Below are 24,807 nucleotides of genomic sequence, written 5' to 3' on the forward strand. Positions count from 1 at the left end.
GATGACAGCAATCGAGCCAGACGACCAGGAAGAGAAGCCCCTTGATCCGGCGATGGAAAGTGTCCGGCGCAAGATGGTCCGCCTGCAGATCGTTTCCGGCGCCATCATGTTCGTGAGCCTTATGGCGGTCTTCGGTGCGGTTGTCTACAAGACGATGCGCGAGCCGAAGGACACGGCTGCCGCTGCCGCCGCCTCTGGTGTGCCCTCGGAGGCGCCGCTCGCGGCGACTGTTTCCCTGCCGCTGGGTTTCAAGGTGCAGTCGACCTCGTTTTCGGCGGGGCAGATCCTGTTTTACGGCGAGACCGTCGAGGGCAAGGGCAAGGCGCTGATCTTTGATCTCCGGAGCGGGCGCACCGTCGCTGACCTGACAGTCACGGGCAATTGAGGCCGGCATGGCCGCTCCCCCGATCGCCATCGCGAATGCCGACGATCCGCGCGTTGCGGAATTCCGCGACATCCGCGAGCGCGATCTGACCGGACGGGAAAACCGCTTCATCGCCGAGGGTACCGTCGTGCTTAGAATGCTCGCCGAGGCGCATGCGCAAGGCCGCGGCTTTCGCGCCGAGAAGATCCTGCTGCTGCGCAATCGCGTCGAGGGCATCCTGCCGATCCTGGAGCGGTTTCCCGCCGACGTGCCGGTCTATGTCGCCGAGGCTGACGCCCTCGAGGGCATTGTCGGTTTCCACCTGCATCGCGGTGTTCTCGCGCTTGGCCGGCGGGAGGAGCGTGACGAGGCAGCGCTTCTTGACGCCCTGCCGGAACGGGCGCTGGTCCTCGTCGGCTGCGGCATTTCCAATCACGACAATGCCGGCTCGATGTTCCGCAACGCCGCCGCCTTCCGGGCAGATGCCGTGCTGCTCGACGAAACCTCCTGTGATCCTCTTTATCGCAAGGCGCTGCGTGTTTCGGTCGGGTCGGTGCTGAGCGTTCCACACCGGCGCGGCGGCAAGGCACTGGACCTGCTCCTTGCACTCGCCGAACGGGGTTTTGCCATCTGGACGCTTTCGCCCCATGGGAAAACGGACATTCGCGTCATTCCGGCGGCGGCACGCATGGCGCTCGTCGTCGGCACGGAGGGGGAGGGCTTGCCGGCGGCGCTGCTGGCCCGCTTTCAGAGCGCGCGCATCCCGCAATCGGACGAGCTCGATAGCCTCAATGCGGCGACGGCGACGGGGATCGCGTTGTTTTCCATGGCCTCGGCCATGGGACGGATCTGACCCCTAAAGCACGTCGCGATCTTTCAGATTCGCTCCCCGCGCTTTAAGTCTTTATTTTCTCGCATGTCATTGACGCAAAACCGCTGCCCACTTTTGCGCGACATGCTTTAACGCACCGGATTGGCGATGATGGCGGCGGCCCTGTCGGCAAGGCTGACGCGGTCGTTCGGATTCTTGGTCCCGGCATCCGCCAGCAGCGTGCGGATCGGCGAGGAAGGGCCTTCGTTGAGTGCGGTCAGCGCCACCATATTGGCGGCGATCGAGGCGATCTCCTCGCGGATCGCACCATCACGTCCGGCGACGGACTTTGCCTTCTGCAGGCGCTCGGCAAGGGCGGCGCTGCGCTTGCGGACATCCTCGCCCATCTCAGCCGTTACCGCGGCTGTATCGAACATGGACGCGGCTGGGTCTTCGGCTGTCAGTTCCGCCGGCAGGTCCGCCGCCATTTTGGCCAGGCCGGCGTCGCGCAGCACCCGGTTGATCCTGCGGATCTCGGCATTGGCGGCTTTCAACTGCTCCTTCAGCTTGACGATTTCCTGCTGACGGCGAGCGAGCAGGTTTTCCTTCTCGGCGGCGGAAGCGCTCTCACGCGCGGCCTTATCTTCCAGGCGGATCACCATATGCTGCTGCTGCGTCAGTTTCTGCTCGGCATCCTTGGCCCGCTTCTGCAGCAGGGTGACGTCCTGGCGCAACGTGTCGCGTTCGTCGCGCAGCGCGTTGGTGCGGAATTTCAGGCTTTCCGCCTCTGTTTCACGCGCAGCCAGATCAATCCTCAGCCCGTCGGTTTGTTCGCTGAGCTTGCTCAGCCGCGTCCGCATCGCCGCCAGTTCGCTCTCCTTGTTGGCAGCGGATTGCTCGGCGATATGCAGATTGGTCTTCAACTGGCTGATATAGTTCTCGTCCTTGCGCAGGTGCGAGCGCTGCTCGGCCGCCTCGACATGCATCTCGCCGATCTGGGCCTGCAATTCACCGATATCGGCGGCAAGCCTGCCGGCATCAACGGCAAGGGCATCGTGCCGCAGCTGAAGCGAGAGGGATTTTTCGCGTTCACGCAGAAGGTCCTGGGTGGTGCGCGCGTTTTCGGCGGCATAAAGGGCGCGCACCATATCTTTCTGGGCGCGGACCTCCTGCGGGCTCAGCGGCATCGTCGCTTTCAGCCGATTTTCGGTATACCAGACGATGCGGCGGTGTACGGCCGGCGAAATCAGAAAGACGAGGAAGGCCGCGGTCAGGAAGCCCAGTCCGAACAAGAGAGCGTATTCGATCACGGCGGGGCCATCGATTCGACGTTGATACTAAAACAGGATGTCAGCCCAGTCGGCCTAAGGTCTGAATCCCGTTCTCCGTTGGCCGGAACTTGACATCCGAAAACCGATTACGCTTTCGGCGTCCTATTCCGGGTCATCCGTGACGATTAAGCACGCATGGCGCATCGGGGCAAGGCCGCCGATGCGGGTGGCGGCAGTTTCCAACGGTCCTGCGGCCTCAGAAGGGGTTCCAGGTCGGCGCCTGGGTGATCTTGAGGTAGCCGACATTGACGCCGAGTCGGGCGCCGACGCCGGTGCGGATCGGCACGACCAGCACGTCGTTGTTCTTCAGCACCGTCATGCCGAAGCCCGCAATCACATAGGCCGAGCCGCTGACGCCGCCGAAGCGGGCATAGATGCCGTCGATGGAGGGCAGATCGTAGACCAGCATCATGACGCGCGAGCCCTGTCCGCCGTAATCGATGCCGAGGGAGGGGCCCTGCCAGTAGAGCGGATGCTCGCCGGCATTCTTGGTGTTCAACTGGCCTTCGCCATAGGTGAGGCCGGCGATGAAGGCGCCGCCGCCTTCCTGTCCGAGAATATAACCGTTCGGCAGGCCGTATTTCTGGAAGGCGCTTTCCACCACCTTGGCAAGACCGCCGCTGGCGGAGCCGAAGAAGGAGTGGCCGGTATCGATGATTTCCTGCATCGTATACTGACCGTTGTTGTTCTGAGCGGCGGCCGGCCCGGCAACCATCATCGAGGAGAAGACGAGGGCCGAGAGCAACCTGCAGAAGCCGATGAATCGGTGCGGAAATCGAGGGCGCATGGTGTCATCCGTTCGTCGTTGGTCGGGAGCGGACAACCGCTCGCGTCAATTGCTGCATTTTGCGCCGATGATCTTAACAATCGGTTTACCAAATATGGTGTCATTATGGCACCGAATACGATCGCAAACTTCGCGCAATTTAGATGACGCATATTACCGGGCGCGATGAGATTGCCGCCCCTCAGGAGACGATGATGTCCAAGAACCCGAACCTTACCCTGTCCGGCCCGGATCTGGCCGCGCTCCTCTGCAGCCGCGTTTGCCACGACGTCATCTCGCCCGTCGGCGCGATCAACAACGGTCTGGAACTTCTCGATGAAGGCGGCGCCGATTCCGATGCGATGGACCTGATCCGCACCAGTGCGCTCAATGCTTCCGTCCGACTGAAATTCGCGCGTCTCGCCTTCGGCGCGTCCGGTTCCGTTGGCGCCTCGATCGACACCGGTGAGGCCGAGCGGGCCGCCAAGGATTTTGCGCTGGCGGAGAAGAAAACCGAGGTGATCTGGAACGGGCCGCGCGCCATCGTTGCCAAGAACCGGGTCAAGCTGCTGCTTAATCTCTTCCTCGTCGCCTATTCCTCCATTCCGCGCGGCGGCGTGCTCGAGGTGACGCTCGAAAATCCCGAATTCGACGCCAAGTTCACGCTCACGGCCAAGGGCAAGATGATGCGCTTGCCGCCGAAATTCGTTGAAATATCGACCGGCGCGATCGAGGAGGCAATCGATGCCCATTCGATACAGCCCTATTACGCCGTGCTATTGGCTGAAGAGTGCGGAATGACGCTCGATCACAGCGCCAGCGCCGATGAATTGGTGTTCACGGCGGTGGTCGCTGCTGCTTGATTTCGGAGCCCGGACGGGTGTCGGCGCCCGTCCGGTAACGATTCCTTAGCCTGATGGACCTATCCTCCAGGGTTGTAAGAGGCCTCTTGTTGCGACGAATGCGGGGGCAAAGGAGCAGTCATGCAAAGGTTCATGATCACCGATAATTCGGACATCGTCCGCAAGGTCGGCAAGCGCATTCTCTCCGAACTCGACTTTCTCGTCAGCGAGGCTTCCAATGCCAGCGAGGCGCTGCAGCGCTGCCAGGCGGAACTGCCGGAATATCTGATCGTCGATTCCGGCATGGAAGGCGCCCTCGACCTCATTGTCGCCATCCGCGCCATGGACGGGGGCAAGGACGTCAAAATCTATTATTGCGTCATCGAAGCGGATCTGAAGAAACTGATGGCGGGCAAACGGGCCGGTGCCACGGATTTCCTGCTGAAACCCTTCGATCGCAAGATCCTGACCGCCGTTTTCGGAAACCGCGCCATCGCTGCCTGACGGCAGACGCATTCCGCCGACATCATCCATTCCCGGAGCGTTCCGCCAAAAAAGTGCGGACGCCGCTGATGCTGCGGCTCTCCTTCTGCTTCCCTTACCGAGATGAAGGACTTCAGGTCCGATCAGGGCCTCAGGCCATCTCACTCTCATTGCCAGCCAAAAACGAAAAATCCCGCCGGAAGGGCGGGATTTCGTCATCCGATAAGGGGGATCGGAAGCTTCGGAAGCTCAGGCGGTTTCCGCATATTCGGTGCCATCCGGCTCGCGAAGAACGTAACCACGGCCCCAGACGGTCTCGATATAGTTGGCGCCGCCGGCGGCGTTGGCGAGTTTCTTACGCAACTTGCAGATGAAGACGTCGATGATCTTCAGTTCCGGTTCGTCCATGCCGCCGTACAGGTGGTTGAGGAACATTTCCTTGGTGAGCGTGGTGCCCTTGCGGAGCGAAAGCAGCTCCAGCATCTGGTATTCCTTGCCCGTCAGATGGACGCGCTGGCCGCCGACTTCAACGGTCTTGGCATCGAGATTGACGATCAGTTCGCCGGTCATGATCACCGACTGGGCGTGGCCCTTGGAGCGGCGGACGATGGCGTGGATGCGGGCGACGAGCTCGTCCTTGTGGAACGGCTTGGTCATGTAGTCGTCGGCGCCGAAGCCGAGGCCGCGAACCTTGTCTTCGATGCCGGCCATGCCCGACAGAATGAGGATCGGTGTCTTGACCTTCGACAGCCGGAGAGTGCGGAGCACTTCATATCCGGACATGTCGGGCAGGTTCAGATCGAGAAGGATGATATCGTAATCATACAGCTTGCCCAGATCGACGCCTTCTTCACCGAGATCGGTGGTGTAAACATTAAAACTTTCTGATTTCAGCATCAACTCGATGCTCTGCGCCGTAGCGCTGTCGTCCTCGATGAGAAGTACCCGCATAATTATCCCCTTTACCGCCGCCGAAAGGTGGTCTGGCCCCCTACACGCTACCGAACAAGCTACGTGATTTGGAAGCTGCCACGAAATGGTTAACAAATTCTGATTCACTCTGGCAAGGAGTATCGAATTTATTAAATAATTTTTCCATTTCTCTGTTTTCCAATAGGAATCTCAAAAAGGCTTTCCTCAATTTTAACATTAGGAAACAGCGCTAAGTGATTCATCCGACTCGCCAATGAAAAGGTTCGAATTTCATGCCGCGGCATTTACCGACCCTTAAATCATCGGGCCTATCATTAACGATGCCCGTAAACGAAAGGTTACCAGCGGTAGGTTTTTGTTAATATCGCAGGAAATTTTTTAGCAAACCGTGTCAAAGCGGCGCGCAGGGCGGTTTCAAGTTGAGCCGGGGTCTCGCATCACGGGAGTAATGCGTATGAAGTCGCGAGAAAGTCTCGTTCGCCTGAAAGAGTTTCAGGTGAACGAAAAACGACGTCAATTGCAGCAATTGCAGATGATGATGTCCGAATTCGAACGGATGACGAAGGATCTGGAGAGCCAGATCGTCGTCGAGGAAAAGAAGTCCGGTATATCAGACCCGAATCACTTTGCTTATCCGACCTTCGCCAAGGCCGCGCGTCAGCGTGCGGACAACCTGCAGGTTTCAATCAAGGAACTGAAGATGCAGGAAGAGGCGCTGGAATTGGCGCTTGAGGAGATGCAGGCGGAATATGCAAGGGCGTCGGCGCTGGAAGAACGTGACAGCGGCGCCCGAGCACGGGCGTAAGTGAAAACGACGGGCGCCGGCTTCGGCGCCCCGGGGATCGCCACAGAGAAGCCATGTATGACGGGCGCGCTGGTCCGTCATACATGGCTTTTGGTGTTTGCCGTTTTCCATCTCCATGTCGCCCGCTTGGCGCATCGGCCCGAAAAATCGGAATCGCTTTTCGGAAGCGCGATGCACGGAAGTGTTGCGGCATCCTCCGCGCGTCTGAAAAGACGCGCGGAACTTTAGAAATCGCAGCCGGGCGGCCAAGCCACGGGAATCAGTCCACGACGTCGTGCCATTCCGGGTGGCGCTGCGCCTGCGCCTTGAAAAAAGGGCAGAGCGGAATGATCTTCCAGCCGCCGGCGCGAGCGGCCTCCACCGCATGCAGCGCCAGTGCCTGGCCAACGCCCTTGCCGCGCAGGGCATCGGGAACGGCGGTGTGATCGATGATGACGAGTTTCGGTGAGGTGCGCGAATAGGTCATCTCCGCCTCGTGCCCTTCGACCGCGGCCGCATAACGGCCGCCGGAGGCGCCTTCCTCGTTTCGAATGTCCATGGTCTTTCCTCGCAGAGGGATGGGGATATTGTCGCCGGCGACGGTGACACGGCGCCGCGATCATGCCAAGCCGGCGAGGCAATTCCTCGAGGAGACGGAGTGTTCATGAAAAAGATCGGATCGGTGCAAGGTTCGCGAATGAGGGCGCTTTCGATGATCCGCCCGGTACTGCTCGTGGCGGCGCCGTTCCTTCTGGCGCTCGGCCTCATCTTGCCGCTGGTCCGTTTCGAGACTTTGTATTTCTTCGATCAGACCCCGTCGCTTGTCGAAATCGTCGCCTCGCTCTGGCAGGGTGGGGATGGGCTGCTGGCGGCGATCGTCGCGCTGGTGTCGATCGTGCTTCCGATTCTGAAGATGGTTGGGATCGCAGCGGAAGCGACAGGTGCCGGCGGCGGGGCCGGCAGTCTATTTTATCGTCGCGTCGTGCCGCATCTGTCCAAGTGGTCAATGATGGACGTGCTGCTGGTCGCGATCGTCATTGCGGCGGCGAAGACGACGGGGTTGGCGGATGCATTCACTCAGCCTGGCCTGTGGTGCTATGCGGCCTCGTCAATGATTTCGGGCCTTCTGCACTCCCTGACGGGAGATGCGTCCGGCCCGAAATAAATCGTCGTCGATGCTGGCGTGCGATCAGTGGCGATACTGCTGAATGCGCGTGGTGCGCAGGCCGGCGAGGCCATGGCTATTGATCGACGACTGCCAGGACAGGAACTCTTCGACCGTGAGCGTGTAACGCTCGCAGGCCTCTTCCAAGCTCAACAGGCCACCGCGAACAGCCGCGACAACCTCTGCCTTCCGGCGGATCACCCAGCGCCGCGTATTGGGCGGCGGAAGGTCCGCGATGGTCAGGGGGCTGCCATCGGGGCCGATGACATATTTTACTCGGGGACGTATCATTTCGGTCATTGGACTCTCTACACAACGCAAGACCACGAGCGCCACTCTAGCCTGCCACATTTAAAAATTGCCTAAGCCCAACGTAAGACTTTGATAACAAATTTAGACGCCCCGGAGTGACCGATGAATGGGCGTCTGCTCGCAAGACTTGGTCGCCGATCTCCCCCGTATCGGCCCAATTCGTATGATTTGATGCCTCCTGTCCTTGCTTGCGCAGCCAAACGGTCTTCGTCGACACTCCGGTGTGAGCGTCTCGTCGCCGGTATCGAAAACCGTTGATCAGCAATCGGCAGCAAAGCCTCGTCAGCTTTTACCAGGCCGCCGACCTCTTTTATTGCTGCAGACCGGTGACGGCGATGGCGCGGACGATCCTGACGATCTTCTGCGCGGAAGGGGCGTTTGCGAGGAGGGCGGCCAATCAGGAAATCGTCATCTGGACACGCTCTTCCAGAATGTGGCGAGAAATACCGTCGCCTTCGCATTGCATGGCGCTGACCTGAAACAATACATTTTCGCGATTGTTAGGCAGTGGCCCATGCCGGCAAGGAAGCAGGCAATGGGATGCCTGAACTTATCCAAAGTGCTGCAGCGTCCTTTGCGCCTCAGAGAAGCGGCGCTGGGTCGGCTGATGGCAGGAGCAGGGACGAGACGCGAATCTTCTCGATCTCTCGTCGCATATGATCGTGGGGGTATCTGAGGAGTGCGATAGCAAGCGCGATTCGCTCAACCGCATGCGGGCAGTTGCCCGAGCATTCCGGTACCGGCTGCTCCGAGCAGCCGGCCCGTTCTCACAAAAAGCTTAGAAGCCTTTTCCGCCGGCCAGTTCCGATGCGACGGTTCCGACGATGATGCGCATATCCATCCAGATCGAGAAATTCCCGACGTAATAGAGATCGCTGGCGATGCGGGCGCGCGCCTTGGCCGGACGATCGGTCGGGCCGCGCAGGCCGCGCATCTGGGCGAGACCGGTCATGCCCGGACGCATTGCGTGGCGCTGGTGGTATTCCGGCACAAGCTCTTCGTAGAGCATGCCGCCGGCGCGCATGCCGATCGCGTGGCAGCGCGGACCGACAACCGACATGTCGCCCAACAGCACGTTCAACAGCTGCGGCAACTCGTCGATGTTCGTGCGGCGCAGGATGGCGCCGATGCGGGTGACGCGCGGGTCGTTCTTCACCGTCTGAGCAACGCCCGAGACATCGCAGAGATCGGTGCGCATGGAGCGGAACTTGTAGACTTTGATGGCCTTGCAGTTCCTACCCCAGCGGGTCTGCTTGAACAGCACCGGTCCGGGGCTGTCCAGCTTGATCAAAAGGGCGACGAGGAGAAGTAAGGGCGCGAGGACGAGGAGGGCGCTCAACGACGAAACAATGTCGAACGCCCGCTTCAGGACGAGATCCACCCACGGCGCCTGCGGCGCATCGCTGTGGATTACAGGGGTCTGGATCTTCAGGCTCGGCTGCTGGTGGCGGCTCGGCCGGAAGGACTCTGTCGAAATGGTGTTGTTTAGTTCCGTGATGCTCAAGGATCGTACTCTGTTGTCTTCGAGGGGCGCGGCGGCAATAGGCGATCAATGGTTTACCCTGTCACCAGGGCTGCACTCAGGTGTTGGTAACCCTACTAAAACGGAAAAATGCGACAATTGTGTAATGGTGTCCAGAGAAATATCGCATCGCAATAAATCTTTCGCACTTGCGTTAAGTTGAGGCAAACTCATGATATTTCGTTAAGAATTGGAATTTCGTCAAGGTTTTTAGTCCCTTGGCAGGGGCTTCCGGGGTGCCTCGGACGTGCCTTTTCGGCACGTACCGCATTGCCCACAAGCGCCATTTCTTAACAGAAACCGGGGCGAAATTTTTTCGCGAGAACGGTCGGCTTGTTATCTAACAGTGCCAAAATGTGACAAAACCAAGGCGGGATCGACGCGCTTTTGCAGGCAGAAGGTGTGGAGACACGGGGCTATCCCGCAGAATCACGTCTCTCGCCCGGCCATGCGAATCAGTCCATGGCCGGCGGAGTTGAGATAATCGGCACGGGGGAGGGGCCGCACGAAAGGCGCGGAGCGGCGAAGAAGCACGTCCGCGGCCTTCAGCGATCCTTGCGAGCGGTCAGGCGGGTTCGAGAACGCGTTTCCTGCCGCCCCAGGAAATGAAGTTCGGGTTGGCGAAATCGAAATCGGCCGCCGTTCCGGTCTTGCCGTAGGTCAGCGGCGCTCCGTCGAGCGTCACGGTCGAACCGCCGGCGGCGCGAAGCACTGCGTCGCCGGCCGCCGTGTCCCATTCCATCGTGCGGGTGAAACGGGGATAGACGTCGGCCTTGCCTTCGGCCAGCAGGCAGAATTTCAGCGACGAGCCGATGTTGGTGCACTTGGAAATCGCATGGTCGGCGAGGAAGGTTCCGGTCTCCGGGCTGTTGTGGCGAAGGCTCGCGAGCGCCAGCCTGTCGGCCGGCTGTTCGCGCACGGTGATTGCACTGCGTGCGCCGACAGTGAAATCCTCCGTAACCACCAGCCTTTCGGCGTGGCCGCGTTCTCCCGAGAAGGCAAGCCCGAGCGCCGGCGCGTAGACGATCCCGGCCACCGGAGCGCCGTTCTCGATATAAGCGATGTTGACGGTAAATTCCTGCCGCCCGTCGACGAATTCACGCGTGCCGTCGAGAGGGTCGACCAGGAAGAAGCCTCGACCGCTGATGTCGGGCACCCTGCCGGCCGCGACCGACTCTTCCGCCACGACCGGTATTTCGGGATAGTCTCGGGCAAGATGCGCGAGGATGATCCGTTCGGCCTCCTCGTCGGCGACCGTGACCGGACTTGCGTCCGCCTTCATGGCGACGGGAAAGCCTTCGCGCAGGACCGTTATGATGGCCCTGCCGGCTTCGAGCGCCGCCTTTTCGAATGTCCTCAGCATTGTCCTTTGCCGTTCGCCGCGCGGCGAGCACCCCGTTGTCGCTCGTCCGCAAACCATCCCTGCCACCATAGTCAATCTTATATGGTGTTTCGCCCCGCGCTCCGCACCCCGATAACGCAGTCTGCGATGCTACCATAAGCTTTCGGTCTTGTCAGACGAAGATGGCAGTCATTCGCTGGAATGGGATTCGCCAAAGTGCTGCGCTGCGGGTCTGAATTTGCTCCATCTTCCAATTCTGTGGAATAGGTTACGCCGCAAGAGGTTCATGAAATTGAAGGCGAAATCGCCGGATGGTTAATTCGACGCCAGTTTTTGGCTAAAAACAGGACGTGCTTCGCTGATTTTCTGTGGATTTTGGTGCAAAATGCGCCATTTAGCCCTGTTCGAACAAGAATCTGCCGGAGTAAATCCTTTTTGTCTTCACATTTGCAACGAAACCGCTATGCATGCGGTCATGAGGTTGCCTGAAACGGGTGACCGAAGAACCAAAAAGAGATGCAGCATATTCGGCTCGCATCCAGGGGAAAACGACATATGGAGTATTTCGTCCAGCAGCTCTTCAACGGGCTGACGCTCGGATCCATCTATGGCCTTGTGGCTATCGGCTATACGATGGTTTATGGCATTATCGGCATGATCAACTTCGCCCATGGCGACATTTTCATGCTCGGTGGTTTCGCCGCTCTTATCGTCTTCCTCGTCCTCACATCCATCTTCGCAGGTCTCCCCGTGGCAATTCTGCTGCTGGCGATGCTTGTCGTCGCGATGCTGATGACGAGTTTGTGGAATTGGACGATCGAGCGCGTCGCATACCGTCCTTTGCGCGGTTCATTCCGCCTGGCGCCGTTGATCACCGCGATCGGCATGTCGATCGTGCTGTCCAACTTCATTCAGGTGACGCAGGGTCCGCGCAACAAGCCGATCCCGCCGATGGTGAGCTCGGTCTATCAGTTCGGCAATATCTCGGTGTCGCTGAAGCAGATCATCATCATCGTGATCACGGCGGTGCTGCTTGCGGCCTTCTGGTATATCGTCAATCGTACGGCGCTTGGCCGCGCCCAGCGCGCCACCGAGCAGGACCGCAAGATGGCGGCGCTGCTCGGCGTCAATGTCGACCAGACGATCTCGATCACCTTCGTCATGGGTGCGGCACTGGCTGCCGTCGCCGGCACGATGTATCTGATGTATTATGGCGTTGCCTCGTTCGCCGACGGCTTTACGCCGGGTGTGAAGGCATTCACCGCAGCCGTTCTCGGCGGCATCGGCTCATTGCCGGGCGCCGTTCTCGGCGGGCTGATGATCGGTCTGATCGAATCGCTGTGGTCGGCCTATTTCACCATCGCGTACAAGGATGTGGCGACCTTCGCCATCCTCGCTTTCGTGCTGATCTTCAAGCCGACGGGTATCCTCGGGCGGCCGGAAGTCGAGAAGGTATAACGTCATGGCAAACATCGAGAATTCTGCAGGCAAGCCCGATGCCGGACTTGTCCGCAAAGGCCTTACCGAAGCCCTTTTCGCCGCCGTCCTGTCACTCGGCATGTTCGTTCTCTATGTTGGTCTGAAGACCGACCAGAACATCAACAACGAGCTGATCATCGTCCAGCGCTGGGGATTGCTTGCGATCTTCGTCGCTGTCGCCGCGATCGGCCGTTTCCTCATGGTCGTTTTCATCAAGCCGAACATCGACCGCCGCAAGCTCAGAAAGGCACGGCAAGGCGATCTCGACATTTCGACCGAGAAGAACTTCTTCCATCGGCATTTCCTGAAGATCGCGCTGCTCGCGCTCGTGCTCTATCCTGTCGTGATCGTGGCGCTCGTCGGTGCCCAGGGTTCGCTGAAATGGGTCGACAATTTCGGCATCCAGATCCTGATCTACGTGATGCTCGCCTGGGGACTGAACATCGTCGTCGGACTCGCCGGCCTGCTCGATCTCGGCTACGTCGCCTTCTACGCGGTCGGCGCCTATTCCTACGCGCTGCTGTCGAGCTATTTCGGCCTGTCCTTCTGGGTGCTGCTGCCGCTTTCCGGCATCCTGGCCGCACTCTGGGGCGTTATCCTCGGCTTCCCGGTGCTGCGCCTGCGCGGTGACTATCTTGCCATCGTCACGCTTGCCTTCGGGGAAATCATCCGTCTTGTCCTCATCAACTGGACCGAGGTGACCAAGGGGACGTTCGGTATCTCGAGCATTCCGAAGGCGACGCTGTTCGGCATCCCCTTCGATGCGACGGCCGGCGGCTTTGCCAAGCTCTTCCAGCTGCCGATGTCTTCCGCCTACTACAAGATCTTCCTCTTCTATCTCATCCTGATGCTCTGCATGCTGACGGCCTACGTCACCATCCGGCTGCGCCGCATGCCGATCGGGCGTGCCTGGGAAGCGCTGCGCGAAGACGAGATCGCCTGCCGTTCGCTCGGTATCAACACGGTGACGACCAAGCTCACGGCCTTCGCGACGGGTGCAATGTTCGGCGGCTTCGCCGGTTCGTTCTTCGCAGCGCGGCAGGGCTTCGTCTCGCCGGAATCCTTCATCTTCCTGGAATCGGCGGTCGTTCTTGCCATCGTCGTTCTCGGTGGCATGGGCTCGCTGACCGGCATCGCGATCGCTGCGATCGTCATGGTCGGCGGCACCGAGGCGCTGCGCGAAATGGACTTCCTGAAAGCGGTCTTCGGGCCGGACTTCACGCCGGAACTCTACCGCATGCTGCTCTTCGGCCTTGCCATGGTCGTCGTCATGCTGTTCAAGCCGCGCGGTTTCGTCGGCTCACGTGAACCGACCGCCTTCCTCAAGGAGCGCAAGGCAATATCCGGAAGCTTTACCAAGGAGGGCCATGGTTGATGAGCCCCGTGACCAACACGATGTCGAGCGATACGCTGCTCAAGGTCGAGCACCTGTCGATGAAGTTCGGCGGCCTGATGGCCATCAACGACTTCTCCTTCGAAGCCAAGCGCGGTGACATTACCGCGCTGATCGGCCCGAACGGCGCCGGCAAGACCACTGTCTTCAACTGCATCACCGGCTTCTATAAGCCGACGATGGGGATGATCACGCTTAACCAGAGGAACGGCAAACAGTACCTGCTGGAGCGTCTGCCGGACTTTCGCATCACCAAAGAAGCGAAGGTGGCGCGCACCTTCCAGAACATCCGGCTGTTCTCCGGCCTGACCGTTCTCGAAAATCTGCTGGTTGCCCAGCACAACAAGCTGATGCAGGCATCAGGTTATACGATCCTCGGCCTCATCGGCATCGGTCCCTATCGGCGGGAGGCGACGGCTGCGGTCGAGCTTGCACGGCACTGGCTTGAGAAGGCCGATCTGATCGACCGCGCCGACGATCCTGCCGGCGATCTGCCCTATGGCGCCCAACGGCGTCTCGAGATTGCGCGCGCTATGTGCACCGGCCCGGAGCTGCTTTGCCTGGACGAGCCGGCGGCCGGTCTCAACCCGCGGGAATCGGCAACGCTGAATGCGCTGTTGCAGAACATCCGCGCCGAAACCGGAACCTCCATTCTGCTCATCGAGCACGACATGTCGGTTGTCATGGAAATCTCCGACCACGTCGTCGTCCTCGAATACGGCCAGAAGATTTCCGATGGCACGCCGGATCACGTGAAGCACGATCCGAAGGTCATCGCGGCCTATCTCGGCGTCGAGGATGAGGAAGTGGAAGAGGTGATCGCAACCGTCGAGCAGCTCGAAGGAGGCGCAAACTGATGGGCGATGAAGTAATGACCGGTCAACCGCTTCTTCAGGTGCATGGCGTCGAAACCTATTACGGCAATATCCGGGCGCTGGCCGGCGTCGATGTTCAGGTCAACAAGGGCGAGATCGTCAGTCTGATCGGCGCCAACGGCGCCGGCAAATCGACGCTAATGATGACGATCTGCGGCAGCCCGCAGGCACGCACCGGCTCGGTCGTCTTCGAGGGGCGCGAGATTACCCGCATGCCGACCCATGAAATCGCCCGGCTGCGGATCGCGCAATCGCCTGAGGGACGCCGCATCTTTCCGCGCATGACGGTTCTGGAAAATCTCCAGATGGGCGCTGGCCTCGACAATCTCAAATACTTCGCCGAAGACGTCGAGAAGATCTTCACGCTCTTCCCGCGTCTCAAGGAACGCCACGCCCAGCGCGGCGGCACGCTTTCGGGCGGCGAGCAGCAGATGCTGTCGATCGGCCGCGCCCTGATGGCGCGTCCGAAGCTGCTGCTGCTCGACGAACCCTCGCTCGGCCTTGCGCCGCTGATCGTCAAGGGCATCTTCGAGGCGATCCGCAAGCTCAACGAACAGGAAGGGCTGACCGTGTTCCTGGTCGAGCAGAACGCATTCGCGGCGCTGAGGCTTTCGCACCGCGCATACGTGATGGTGAACGGCAAGGTGACGATGAGCGGCTCCGGCAAGGAACTGCTCGCCAATCCCGAGGTTCGCGCCGCCTATCTCGAAGGCGGAAGACACTAGTCGAAGGGAGAGTTTGATATGCAGGGTCTTTTCTTCGAAAGCGATATCGGTGTTCGGATTGTCATCCGTACGCTCGTCGTGCTGATCGGCTTCTGGACGGCCTGGCGGGCCGGCAAGGCGGTTGCGGACGGCTGGAACAACTATCCGCTGGCGGTCGTCTATACCTTTCTGCTTGCCTGGGCGATGCAGTTTCTCCACCACGCCCTGTTCAATGGGCCGATGCTCAGCGCCCTCTATTATGGCCTCGACTTCGTGACGTTGCTGGTCTTCTCGACCGCCGGCTTCCGGTTTCGCCGCACCAACCAGATGGTCAACAACTATTACTGGCTGTACGAAAAAACTTCCGCGTTTTCGTGGAAGGACAAACATTGACAGTCCGTTGAAACTAGGCATGAATTGCCTTCAGAGTGGAACAGCTTTCCTGGCGCAGTCAATGGTGGGTAATGCGCCGGGCCTTGGACCGGAACCCGCCCAAAAATTGGGAGTAACAATATGAAGAAGTCTCTTCTGTCGGCAGTGGCTCTGACGGCGATGGTCGCCTTCAGCGGCAACGCCTGGGCCGACGTCCTCATCGCTGTCGCTGGTCCGCTGACCGGCCCGAACGCCGCTTTCGGCGCGCAGCTTCAGAAGGGCGCCGAGCAGGCGGCCGCCGACATCAACGCTGCTGGCGGCATCAACGGCGAGCAGATCAAGATCGAGCTTGGCGACGACGTCTCCGATCCGAAGCAGGGCATTTCGGTCGCCAACAAATTCGTTGCTGACGGCGTCAAGTTCGTCATCGGCCACTTCAACTCGGGCGTTTCGATCCCGGCTTCGGAAGTTTATGCCGAAAACGGCATTCTCGAAATCACCCCGGCCGCTACGAACCCGAAGTTCACCGAGCGCGGTCTCTGGAACACGTTCCGCACCTGCGGCCGTGACGACCAGCAGGGCGCCATCGCCGGCAAGTATCTTGCCGACCACTTCAAGGACGCCAAGATCGCCGTCGTTCACGACAAGACCCCCTACGGTCAGGGCCTTGCAGACGAAACCAAGAAGGCGATGAATGCCGCCGGCGTGACCGAAGCCATGTACGAAGGCATCAACGTCGGCGACAAGGACTTTTCGGCCCTCATCGCCAAGATGAAGGAAGCCGGCGTCTCGATCATCTATTGGGGCGGCCTGCACACCGAAGCCGGTCTGATCATCCGTCAGGCTGCCGACCAGGGCCTGAAGGCAACGCTGGTTTCGGGCGATGGTATCGTTTCGAACGAACTGGCCTCGATCGCCGGTGACGCCGTTGCCGGTACGCTCAACACCTTCGGTCCTGATCCGACGCTGAACCCGGCCAACAAGGAACTCGTCGAAAAGTTCAAGGCTGCCGGTTTCAACCCTGAAGCCTATACGCTCTATTCCTACGCTGCGATGCAGGCGATCGCCGGTGCGGCCAAGGCTGCCGGTTCGGTGGATCCTGAAGCCGTCGCCACGGCCATGAAGGAAAAGGGTCCGTTCCCGACGGTTCTCGGCGACATTTCGTTCGACGAAAAGGGCGACCCGAAGATTCCGGGTTACATCATGTACGAATGGAAGAAGGGCGCGGACGGCAAGTACACCTACGTCCCGCAGGGCATGTAAGCATAACTTCCCTTTTTGGGATGTGAGATTGAAGCCCGGTTCCGACCGGGCTTCTTTGTTTGACGGAGGCTTCAATTTCCGTCCGCTGCAAACGGTCCCGCCGATTCCGGCCGGCGCGAAGATCCTCGGCAGTTTCGGCGGCGGCAGCGGCGATGCCGTGCCGCCCGACATCTCTCACATCTCGTGCAGCACATGGGTCGCCTTCACGGCGGCCGATGCGCGGTTTTCGACGCCGAGCTTCACGTAGATCTGTTCGAGATGCTTGTTCACCGTGCGCGCCGACAATCCCAATATTTCACCGATGTCGCGGTTGGCCTTGCCCTTGGCGATCCAGAGCAGCACTTCGGACTCGCGCTGGGTGAGCGAGAAGCGCTGGCGCAGCGCCTCGTCGTCGCTGCGCCGATTGGCAGCGGTGAGGCGAAAGAGATATTCGTCGGGGCCGATCGCGCCGAGGAAGGCGAGCTGCAGCGCCGCCTGGCCGGCATGGGCGATCGAGATGATGCCGTCGCGCGCAGCACTTGCGCGGTCGCGCATCCAGCCGGCGATATGGCGGACGACGATTTCCATGCCGTTGTCGCTGCCAATGGCGGCATCGACAAGACGCGTTGCCTGCGGCGTCGACCAATGGATCGCGCCGTCGCCTTTGACTGCCAGCAGATGGCGCCCGGCGGCGTCGAGGGCGACGCGGGCGCTCTGGGTCGAGCGGGCATTTCTGAGATGGACGCGAATGCGGGCGCGCAGCTCGTCGATATTGATCGGTTTGCTGAGGTAATCGACACCGCCGGATTCCAGCGCATGCACGACATGTTCGGTCTCGGTCAGACCGGTCATGAAGATAACGGGCACCTGCGCCACAGCTGCATTCGCCTTCAGCCTGCGGCAGGTCTCGAAGCCATCCATGGCGGGCATGACGGCGTCGAGCAGGATGAGATCGGGCGTGATGCGCTCGACGATGCCAAGGGCTGCCGTGCCGGAGGTGGCGATCAGCACGGAGAAGCCGGATTGTTCGAGCGCATCGGTCAGGAAGCCGAGCGCTTCGGGCGAGTCATCGACAAGCAGAACGATGTCGCGGGGGAGGGCCGGCTCAGCCAATGGATTCCACCTTTTCGTCGAAGTCGTGCAGGAAGGTCATGAAGCCGGCCATATCGAAGGCGGCGACATAGGCGCGAAGCTCCTCCGTGAATGGCCGATTTGCCTCCAGCTTGGCAAGGTCCGAAAGCTTGGCTTCGATGCCCCTGATATAGCCGATCTCCCCGAGCCGCAGCAATTCCTGCACATGGGCCGGGCCCGGACTGAGCATCGGCGCTTCGGTCTTTTCCACAATGGCGTGGGCGTCGTCGGCATAGATCCATTTCAGGCCGAGATGCAAAGCGAGTTTGTCGCGCAGCTGGCGGATATCGACCGGCTTGCCGATCGCATCATTGTGGCTGTCGTCGCTGTCGCTCAGAACGGCGGCATCGCCGATATTGGCCGACAGCATTACCATCGGCGCCGTCTGGCCGGCCTCGCGCAGGCGCGAGACGAGCTGCCAGCCGTTCATGCCGGGCATCAGGATATCGACGAGGAAGAGATCCGGCATGATGCCGTCGATCAGCGTCAGGCATTCGGTGCCGCCTGCCGCGGTCAGGACGATGAAATCGAGAGGCGCCAGGATTTCGCGCATCATCTCGCGGTGATCCTCATTGTCGTCGACGACAACCACGGTGCGGCGCGAACCGTCATAACCGATGATGCGCTTTTCCTGCGGTGGGGCGGCCGCGCGCATGACGGCCGACAGCATCAGCCGCACGCGAAAGGTCGAACCCTCGTCCCTCACGCTCGAGACCGAAATCTCGCCGCCGAGCGTGTTGGTCAGAAGCCGGGTGATGGTGAGACCGAGCCCGAGACCCGGCATCGGCCGCACGCTTTCGGCCTCGCCGCGCTGGAAGGGTTCGTAGATGCGAGGCAGGTCTTTCTCGGTGATGCCGCGGCCGGTATCGGCAACGGTGAAGGTCGCCACCTGGCTGCGATAGCCGACATCGAAGGTGACGCTGCCTTCGTCGGTGAACTTGATGGCATTGGAGAGAAGGTTGACGAGGATCTGGCGCAGCCGTTTTTCGTCGGTGCGGACGAATTGCGGCAGGGCCGGCGAGCGATCGTGAGCGAAGGCAAGCCCCTTTGCCTGCGCCTGCGGCCGGAACATCTCGACGATCTGGTCGAGGAAATCCTGGATGTTGATCTCGTTCGAGTAGACCTGCAGGCGGCCGGCCTCGATCTTGGAGATATCGAGCAGGCCGTCGATCAACCCGGAAAGATGTTCGGCGCTGCGACGGATGACCTTGATCGAGGATTGGCGCGGCGCAGGAATGGTTTCGTCGCGCTCGAGGATCTGGGCATAGCCGAGCACGGCATTCAGCGGCGTGCGAAGCTCATGGCTGAGGCCGACGACATAGCGGCTCTTGGCGCGGTTGGCGGCCTCGGCCATCTCCTTGGCGTTCTGCAAGGCGGCGTCGGTTTTCTTGTGGGCGGCGATTTCCTTGAGCAGCAGGGTGTTCTGGCGCGAGGATTCCTCCTCGGCGACGACGCGGCTGTCATGGGCGAGCACGTAGAACCAGCAGACGACGCCCGATATCACCGAAAAGACGAAGAAGACGACCAGGATGGTGCGGTTGACCACCTCGGCCGTCTCGGGGGAGGCGGCGGCGACCTGATGGGCGATCATCGCCAGGATCGCACCGATGGCGGCCAGGGCCAGAACAACGGCGATGCCGTAGCGGCCGAGGCGCGTCGTCAGTTTGCCCAGAACGGTTTCCGGCAGCAGGACCTTGGCGACGGTGCCGACCTGCGCATTGAAACGGGCGGCCGGCTTGCACATGTCGTGACAGCGGCTGTCGAGCGAACAGCAGAGCGAACAGATCGGCGCGGCATAGGCCGGGCACCATGCCATATCCTCCGGCTCGAAAGGGTGCTCGCAGACGGAGCAGGTGATGTTCGTCAGGTTCTTCCAGCTCTGGCGCGGCTTGCGGGCGAGATAGAACTTGCCTTTCGTCAGAAAGGCGAGTGCCGGCGAGGCGATGAGCGCGACAACGAGGCTGATATAGGGAGCAAGCGAGGCGGCGAGCGGGCCGAAGGCGCCGAAATGAGCGATCAGCGACACCGTTGCCGACAGTGCCATGGCGCCGAGGCCGACCGGATTGATGTCGTAGAGGTGAGCACGCTTGAATTCGATACCGGGGGGAGCGAGCCCCAGCGGCTTGTTGACGAAGAGATCGGCGAAGATCGTGCAGAGCCAGGCCATGGCGACGATCGAGAAGATGCCGAGCGTCTCCTCCAGCAGCCGGTAGATGCCGAGTTCCATCAGCAAAAGGGCGATTGCGACGTTGAAGACCAGCCAGATGACGCGGCCGGGATGGCTGTGGGTGAGCCGCGAGAAGAAGTTCGACCAGGCGAGCGAGCCGGCATAGGCGTTCATCACGTTGATCTTCAGCTGCGAGACGACGACGAAGGCCGCCATCAGCAACAGCGCGGCATTATGCCAGGGGATCATATAGCCGAAGGCGGTCAGATACATCTGCGCCGGGTCGGCGGCGCGATCGACCGGCACGCCCGAGGCCAACGTCAGCACGACCAGGAAGGAACCGGCAAGCAGCTTCGGCGCGCCAATGACAACCCAGCCGGGTCCGGCAAGGAAGACGGCGAGGCGATGGCGCCACTTGCGCCGCGGCTCCGGCGGCAGGAAGCGCAGGAAGTCGGCCTGTTCGCCGATCTGCGACATCAGGGCGAGGATGACGGCGGAAGCGGCGCCGAACTCCACCAGATCGAAATCGGCGACGGTGCCGGGCGGGCCTGAGACATGGCGGATGCCGGCAAAGGCGCGCCAGAGATCGAATTTCTCCCAGTCCATGAAGGCGATGAAGAGGAAGGGCAGGATATTCAGCACGATCCAGAAGGGCTGGGTCATCAGCTGGAACTTGCTGATCAGCCGCACGCCGTGCGTCACCAGCGGGATCACCATGACGGCGCTGACGATATAGCCGATCCAGAGGGGAATGCCGAGCGCCAGTTCCAACGCGCCGGACATGATCGAGGCCTCGATCGCAAACAGCATGAAGGTGAAGCTCGCATAGATCAACGAGGTGATGGTCGAGCCGATGTAGCCGAAACCGGCGCCGCGCGTCAGCAGATCGATATCGACGCCGTGGCGGACGGCGTATCGGCTGATCGGCAGACCGATCGCCAGCATGGCGAGCGAGGCGACGATGATGGCGTAGAAGGCGTTGGTGGTGCCATAGGAGAGGGTGATGGCGCCGCCGATCGCCTCGAGCGCCAGGAAGGAGATCGCGCCGATCGCCGTCTGGGCGATGCGCTGGGAGGAGAAATGGCGGGCGCTCTTTGCGGTAAAGCGCAGCGCGTAATCTTCCAGCGTCTGGTTGGCGACCCAGCGATTATACTCGCGTCTTACCGGAATGATGCGTTGGCGCGCTGCCATGTCTTCCTTCCGGCATTCCGGTTGGCCTATCGTCTCGAAACAGTTTTGGCGGGATGGGTGAGAAAGGCAAGGGCGGAGCACTGGCAGATTCACTGAACTGCCATATTTTTGAAGCCGCTCTGTCACACTAGCCCTCTAACTCTCCCGCCGTTCCTTCAACCATTTCAGGTATCACCCATGACTGTTTCAAGCCTTTTCCGCCTGAGCACCGCTCTCGTCTGCCTCGTTTCGATCGTGCCCTCGCTTGCCGGCGCCGAGCAGGCAACGGCGGCGAAATCGCCTTATGTCGAGGCCGGAAACACCAACAAGCGCGGTGATGCCTGCTTCTCGACGGTGGACACCAATGCCGCCGTTCACCTTCTCTCCGGCTTCCTGGAAGTCTGGACCCCGCGCACACCTTTTGTCGACGCGGGCGTCGAAGCGCCGGCCAAGGACAATTGCCCGGCGGTCGCCAAGACGGATTGGGACGGCATTCCCCTCAGCAAAACCGATGGCCAGATCGTCAACAAGCTCGTCCATGACGCCAACATCGCCTATGCCGTCAAGGTGACCAAGGCGCGGACGGCCGAGCAGGCGGTTGCCGCCTATCTCGACGACCGGCGCGGCAAGAATGCCAGCATCGTCGACGGCCTCGGCCCTCTGACGGATGCCTGGAAGGCCGGCTCCAAGCAGACCACCACAATCACCGAGGTGGCGGCCGATGCGACGACGGTCAAATATGACGACAAGGGCAACAACCGCGGCGCCGGCAGCAAGCCGGACACCGAAAACAAGACCGACGCCAACCCGGACATGGGGCTTGCGATCGACTTCATCAACGCCGCAAGCGCTGACGGCTCGACGGAACCCGCCAAGCGCTATTTCAAATATGGCCGCCCCTACCGCTGGAGCCAGGACGTGTCGGTTGTCCCGACCCTGGTGCCCGCCAAGAGCGGCAAGCCGGTCGAGGATGGCGGTTTCCCGAGCGGGCATACGGCGGAAGCCTGGCGCGATGCGCTCGCCATGGCCTATCTCGTACCGCAGCGCTTTCAGGAAATGATCACGCGCGCCAGCGAACTGGGCGAGGATCGCATCCTTTCCGGCATGCATTCTCCGCTCGACGTGATGGGTGGCCGCATGCTCGGCACCGCGACAGTCGTCTACAATCTGAACAAGGCCGACAATGCTGCGCTGAAGAGCGATGCTTACGCCCAGGCGCAGTCCTGGCTCATCGGCAAATCAGGCGTTGCCGATGCGGGTGCGCTCGAAGTCGCTGCCCATGCCGCACCGCTCGCCGCGGACCGTTTCGCCGATCACGACGCCAATCGCGCTTACGTGCTGCAGCGCCTGAGCTACGGCCTGCCGACCATCCATGCGACCGATCAGCCGGCACGCGTGCCGCAGGGCGCCGAAGCGCTGCTCGAAACGCGTCTGCCTTATCTTAACGGCGAACAGCGCCGCGAGGTTCTGAAGACGACGGAAATCGCTTCCGGCTATCCGCTCCTCGACGACGCGGAAGGTTACGGCCGCCTCAACCTGTTTGCTGCCGCCGACGGTTATGGTGCATTCGACCAGGACGTGACCGTGACGATGGATGCGGCCAAGGGCGGCTTCAGTGCAATCGACACCTGGCGCAACGACATCGGCGGCAAGGGCAGGCTGGTGAAGAGCGGCAGCGGCATCCTCGGTCTGTCAGGCGCCAACAGCTATGCGGGCGGCACCGTTCTGGATGAAGGCGTTCTGGTCGCCGGCTCGTCTTCGGCTTTCGGCACCGGCGGGCTGACGGTGAACGGCGGTTCGCTGGTGGTGGCGGCCGACAAGCCGCTGACCGTGGGCGGTGATTATCAGCAGACCTCCAATGCTGTCGCGAAGCTTGCACTCGGCGCGGACGGCGCCGGCACCCTTGTTGTCAACGGCAAGGCACAGCTCGCCGGCAATCTCGACGTGACGCTTGCCGACGGCTTCACCCCGACGCCCGGAACGAAAATCGAGATCCTGAAGGCGGGCAGCGTCACTGGCACCTTCGGCAAGTTCACCATCTCCGGCCATAAGGCGAGCCTCTCCTATGGTCCGACATCAGTCACCCTGACGATCGGCGGCTGATTTCCGTCTTACAGATTGAGAGCATCCCCGGCTGCGGGGATGCCCTTTGCTTCCGACTTGCCCGTTTACCCCCTGCGCCTACGTCATTTTGCGTATGTGTTTTCGCACGGCGGCACCCGATAGTCCCCTCGGCAACAGCTGATTTCCGTTTCCGGCCTGTTGCGGAACAAAAGAGGGGAGTTCAATCAGATGAATCTCAGAACCACTATTACAGGCGCCGCGCTCGGCGCCGTCATGGCGGCCTCGGCCGCCTTCAGCGGCGCGGTTGCCGCCGACGATACGATCAAGGTCGGCGTATTGCATTCGCTCTCCGGCACGATGGCGATTTCCGAAACCACGCTGAAAGACGCCATGCTGATGCTCATCGACGAGCAGAACAAGAAGGGCGGTCTTCTCGGCAAGAAACTCGAGGCCGTCGTCGTCGACCCGGCCTCCGACTGGCCGCTGTTTGCCGAAAAGGCGCGCGAGCTGATCGAAAAGGACAAGGTCGCCGCCGTCTTCGGCTGCTGGACCTCGTCCTCGCGCAAGTCCGTCCTGCCGGTTTTCGAAGAGCTGAACTCGCTGCTCTTCTACCCCGTGCAGTATGAAGGCGAAGAATCCTCGCGCAACATCTTCTACACCGGTGCTGCGCCGAACCAGCAGGCGATCCCGGCCGTCGACTACCTGATGAACACCGAGGGCGTGAAGCGCTTCGTGCTCGAAGGCACCGACTACGTCTATCCCCGCACGACCAACAAGATCCTCGAGGCCTATCTCGAAGCCAAGGGCATTCCGAAGGAAGACATTCTCGTCAACTACACGCCGTTCGGCTTCTCCGACTGGCAGACGGAAGTCGCCAAGATCAAGGAATTCGGCTCGGCCGGCAAGAAGACCGCCGTCGTTTCCACCATCAACGGTGATGCCAACGTGCCGTTCTACAAGGAACTCGGCAACCAGGGCATCAAGGCAACCGATATCCCTGTTGTCGCTTTCTCGGTCGGCGAAGAAGAGCTTGCCGGTCTCGACACCAAGCCGCTCGTCGGCCATCTCGCCGCCTGGAACTACTTCGAGTCGGTCGAAAGCCCGGCCAACAAGAAGTTCATCAAGGAATGGCATGCGTTCACCAAGAACGACAAGCGCGTGACCAACGACCCGATGGAAGCTGCCTATATCGGCTTCAACGCCTGGGTGAAGGCCGTGCAGGCCGCCGGCACCACCAACACCGATGCCGTTCTCGACAACATCATCGGCGTCACCGTTCCGAACCTCTCCGGCGGTTATGCCACCGTCATGCCGAACCACCACATCACCAAGCCGGTGCTGATCGGTGAAATCCAGGCCGACGGCCAGTTCGAAATCGTCCAGCAGACGCCTGCCGTCGTCGGCGACGAATGGTCGGATTACCTGCCCGACTCCAAGGACCTGATCTCCGATTGGCGCAAGCCCCTCAACTGCGGCAACTTCAACGTCGCGACCGGCAAGTGCGGCGGCAAGGGCTCCTGAGGAAGACCCGATCCGTTGACAGCCTGAAGACTTC

24 protein-coding genes are annotated in these 24,807 nt (G+C 60.9%); 15 read left to right on the forward strand and 9 right to left on the reverse strand.

What is annotated here, in order from left to right:
* Position 1: 1 nt before the first annotated feature.
* Both CO671_RS02245 and CO671_RS02250 read left to right on the forward strand, forming a co-directional pair.
* Positions 2-385, forward strand: coding sequence for a hypothetical protein (locus CO671_RS02245; protein WP_010034389.1), 384 nt, complete (start codon positions 2-4; stop codon positions 383-385).
* 7 nt (positions 386-392) lie between these two features.
* Entirely contained in the window at positions 393-1,217 is an 825-nt protein-coding gene (locus CO671_RS02250) for an RNA methyltransferase (protein ID WP_010034391.1), read from the forward strand.
* 107 nt (positions 1,218-1,324) lie between these two features.
* On the opposite strand, the gene CO671_RS02255 is transcribed toward CO671_RS02250, so the two are convergent.
* Both CO671_RS02255 and CO671_RS02260 read right to left on the reverse strand, forming a co-directional pair.
* Positions 1,325-2,485, reverse strand: coding sequence for a hypothetical protein (locus CO671_RS02255; RefSeq protein ID WP_010034392.1), 1,161 nt, complete (start codon positions 2,483-2,485; stop codon positions 1,325-1,327).
* A gap of 217 nt (positions 2,486-2,702) precedes the next feature.
* Positions 2,703-3,293 carry an EipA family protein gene (locus CO671_RS02260; RefSeq protein WP_064684799.1) on the reverse strand — a complete coding sequence of 197 codons (591 nt, stop codon included), beginning with the start codon at positions 3,291-3,293 and terminating at the stop codon, positions 2,703-2,705.
* Positions 3,294-3,487: 194 nt separating this feature from the next.
* Between CO671_RS02260 and CO671_RS02265 the strand changes: the two genes are divergently transcribed.
* Both CO671_RS02265 and CO671_RS02270 read left to right on the forward strand, forming a co-directional pair.
* The gene (locus CO671_RS02265; RefSeq protein WP_097605045.1) at positions 3,488-4,135 is read left to right on the forward strand and encodes a histidine phosphotransferase family protein; all 648 of its coding nucleotides are present in this window, start codon (positions 3,488-3,490) and stop codon (positions 4,133-4,135) included.
* Positions 4,136-4,255: 120 nt separating this feature from the next.
* The gene (locus CO671_RS02270) at positions 4,256-4,618 is read left to right on the forward strand and encodes a response regulator (protein WP_097604167.1); all 363 of its coding nucleotides are present in this window, start codon (positions 4,256-4,258) and stop codon (positions 4,616-4,618) included.
* A gap of 228 nt (positions 4,619-4,846) precedes the next feature.
* Here the strand turns inward: CO671_RS02270 and ctrA are convergent, their stop codons facing one another.
* On the reverse strand, positions 4,847-5,548 hold the full coding sequence (gene ctrA / locus CO671_RS02275) for a cell cycle two-component system response regulator CtrA (RefSeq protein ID WP_007533606.1): 702 nt from the start codon (positions 5,546-5,548) through the stop codon (positions 4,847-4,849).
* Positions 5,549-5,984: 436 nt separating this feature from the next.
* On the opposite strand from ctrA, the gene CO671_RS02280 reads away from it, so the two are divergent.
* Entirely contained in the window at positions 5,985-6,335 is a 351-nt protein-coding gene (locus CO671_RS02280; RefSeq protein WP_009991379.1) for a hypothetical protein, read from the forward strand.
* Between the two features lie 259 nt (positions 6,336-6,594).
* On the opposite strand, the gene CO671_RS02290 is transcribed toward CO671_RS02280, so the two are convergent.
* Positions 6,595-6,873 (reverse strand): GNAT family N-acetyltransferase, encoded by a 279-nt coding sequence (locus CO671_RS02290; protein WP_010031140.1) that lies wholly within the window; start codon positions 6,871-6,873, stop codon positions 6,595-6,597.
* Positions 6,874-7,011: 138 nt separating this feature from the next.
* Here CO671_RS02290 and CO671_RS02295 point away from each other — a divergent pair, with 138 nt between their 5' ends.
* On the forward strand, positions 7,012-7,479 hold the full coding sequence (locus CO671_RS02295; protein WP_038690878.1) for a paraquat-inducible protein A: 468 nt from the start codon (positions 7,012-7,014) through the stop codon (positions 7,477-7,479).
* Positions 7,480-7,503: 24 nt separating this feature from the next.
* On the opposite strand, the gene CO671_RS02300 is transcribed toward CO671_RS02295, so the two are convergent.
* Positions 7,504-7,779, reverse strand: coding sequence for a DUF1153 domain-containing protein (locus CO671_RS02300; RefSeq protein WP_007533628.1), 276 nt, complete (start codon positions 7,777-7,779; stop codon positions 7,504-7,506).
* Between the two features lie 235 nt (positions 7,780-8,014).
* Between CO671_RS02300 and CO671_RS33980 the strand changes: the two genes are divergently transcribed.
* Positions 8,015-8,467: a hypothetical protein gene (locus CO671_RS33980; protein ID WP_210201905.1), complete on the forward strand. Its 453-nt coding sequence runs from the start codon at positions 8,015-8,017 to the stop codon at positions 8,465-8,467.
* 102 nt (positions 8,468-8,569) lie between these two features.
* On the opposite strand, the gene CO671_RS02310 is transcribed toward CO671_RS33980, so the two are convergent.
* Entirely contained in the window at positions 8,570-9,295 is a 726-nt protein-coding gene (locus tag CO671_RS02310; protein WP_097604169.1) for a sugar transferase, read from the reverse strand.
* Between the two features lie 583 nt (positions 9,296-9,878).
* Positions 9,879-10,676 (reverse strand): 3'(2'),5'-bisphosphate nucleotidase CysQ, encoded by a 798-nt coding sequence (gene cysQ / locus CO671_RS02315; RefSeq protein WP_097604170.1) that lies wholly within the window; start codon positions 10,674-10,676, stop codon positions 9,879-9,881.
* A gap of 534 nt (positions 10,677-11,210) precedes the next feature.
* Here cysQ and CO671_RS02325 point away from each other — a divergent pair.
* The 6 genes from CO671_RS02325 to CO671_RS02350 all read left to right on the forward strand — a co-directional run bounded on the left by CO671_RS02325 (position 11,211) and on the right by CO671_RS02350 (position 16,741).
* Positions 11,211-12,113 carry a branched-chain amino acid ABC transporter permease gene (locus CO671_RS02325; RefSeq protein WP_010051810.1) on the forward strand — a complete coding sequence of 301 codons (903 nt, stop codon included), beginning with the start codon at positions 11,211-11,213 and terminating at the stop codon, positions 12,111-12,113.
* 4 nt (positions 12,114-12,117) lie between these two features.
* Complete coding sequence (gene livM / locus CO671_RS02330) at positions 12,118-13,509, forward strand: high-affinity branched-chain amino acid ABC transporter permease LivM (RefSeq protein WP_097581978.1); 1,392 nt, start codon at positions 12,118-12,120, stop codon at positions 13,507-13,509.
* On the forward strand, positions 13,509-14,384 hold the full coding sequence (locus tag CO671_RS02335) for an ABC transporter ATP-binding protein (protein ID WP_010031239.1): 876 nt from the start codon (positions 13,509-13,511) through the stop codon (positions 14,382-14,384). The genes livM and CO671_RS02335 overlap by 1 nt, the downstream gene beginning before the upstream one ends.
* Positions 14,384-15,127, forward strand: a complete 744-nt coding sequence (locus CO671_RS02340; protein WP_010031240.1) for an ABC transporter ATP-binding protein — start codon at positions 14,384-14,386, stop codon at positions 15,125-15,127. The genes CO671_RS02335 and CO671_RS02340 overlap by 1 nt, the downstream gene beginning before the upstream one ends.
* Before the next feature lie 18 nt (positions 15,128-15,145).
* Positions 15,146-15,499 carry a DUF6867 family protein gene (locus CO671_RS02345; RefSeq protein WP_010031241.1) on the forward strand — a complete coding sequence of 118 codons (354 nt, stop codon included), beginning with the start codon at positions 15,146-15,148 and terminating at the stop codon, positions 15,497-15,499.
* 120 nt (positions 15,500-15,619) lie between these two features.
* The gene (locus tag CO671_RS02350) at positions 15,620-16,741 is read left to right on the forward strand and encodes a branched-chain amino acid ABC transporter substrate-binding protein (protein WP_097581972.1); all 1,122 of its coding nucleotides are present in this window, start codon (positions 15,620-15,622) and stop codon (positions 16,739-16,741) included.
* Between the two features lie 174 nt (positions 16,742-16,915).
* Here the strand turns inward: CO671_RS02350 and CO671_RS02355 are convergent, their stop codons facing one another.
* Positions 16,916-17,833 carry a response regulator transcription factor gene (locus CO671_RS02355; RefSeq protein ID WP_010031318.1) on the reverse strand — a complete coding sequence of 306 codons (918 nt, stop codon included), beginning with the start codon at positions 17,831-17,833 and terminating at the stop codon, positions 16,916-16,918.
* Entirely contained in the window at positions 17,826-21,209 is a 3,384-nt protein-coding gene (locus CO671_RS02360) for an ATP-binding protein (RefSeq protein WP_097604171.1), read from the reverse strand. The genes CO671_RS02355 and CO671_RS02360 overlap by 8 nt, the downstream gene beginning before the upstream one ends.
* A gap of 177 nt (positions 21,210-21,386) precedes the next feature.
* Between CO671_RS02360 and CO671_RS02365 the strand changes: the two genes are divergently transcribed.
* Both CO671_RS02365 and urtA read left to right on the forward strand, forming a co-directional pair.
* Positions 21,387-23,291 (forward strand): phosphatase PAP2 family protein, encoded by a 1,905-nt coding sequence (locus CO671_RS02365; protein ID WP_097604172.1) that lies wholly within the window; start codon positions 21,387-21,389, stop codon positions 23,289-23,291.
* Positions 23,292-23,480: 189 nt separating this feature from the next.
* Positions 23,481-24,773 carry an urea ABC transporter substrate-binding protein gene (gene urtA, locus CO671_RS02370; RefSeq protein WP_097604173.1) on the forward strand — a complete coding sequence of 431 codons (1,293 nt, stop codon included), beginning with the start codon at positions 23,481-23,483 and terminating at the stop codon, positions 24,771-24,773.
* The last annotated feature ends 34 nt before the right edge of the window (positions 24,774-24,807 follow it).

It is taken from the genome of Rhizobium sp. M10 (genome assembly GCF_002531955.1).
Taxonomy (GTDB): Bacteria; Pseudomonadota; Alphaproteobacteria; order Rhizobiales; family Rhizobiaceae; genus Rhizobium; species Rhizobium etli_C.